At 24.4% G+C, this 308-nt stretch carries 1 protein-coding gene; it reads left to right on the top strand.

The window, feature by feature from the left end; genetic code table 11:
• On the top strand, positions 1-308 hold a 308-nt coding region (locus tag QWI17_RS20115), incomplete at both ends, for an ATP-binding protein (RefSeq protein WP_302724318.1).

Below are 308 nucleotides of genomic sequence, written 5' to 3'. Positions count from 1 at the left end.
AAACCCTGTTAAATCAACTCAAAATTTATATGAAATTGTCCAAGGAATTGAACAATCTTTTTCGGCTGAATTTCATCAAAAAAATATTGTTTTTCAGAATTTAATTCCACAAAATATTGAAGTTGAAATTGATCGTATCTTATTTGAACAAGTTTTGATTAACTTAATCAAAAATGCGATTTATTCATTAGAAAATGTAGAAACTAAATCTATTGAAATTTCATCGAAACAAACTGATAATCGATTGCAAATTATTATTCAAGATTCTGGACAATTGATTGATGAAGAAATCATTTCCAAAATATTTT

Source organism: Gilvimarinus gilvus, assembly GCF_030518155.1.
In the GTDB taxonomy this organism is placed as follows: domain Bacteria; phylum Pseudomonadota; class Gammaproteobacteria; order Pseudomonadales; family Cellvibrionaceae; genus Gilvimarinus; species Gilvimarinus gilvus.
Note: the sequence above shows the minus strand (reverse complement) of the source record. Positions and strands in the feature narration are given on the sequence as shown.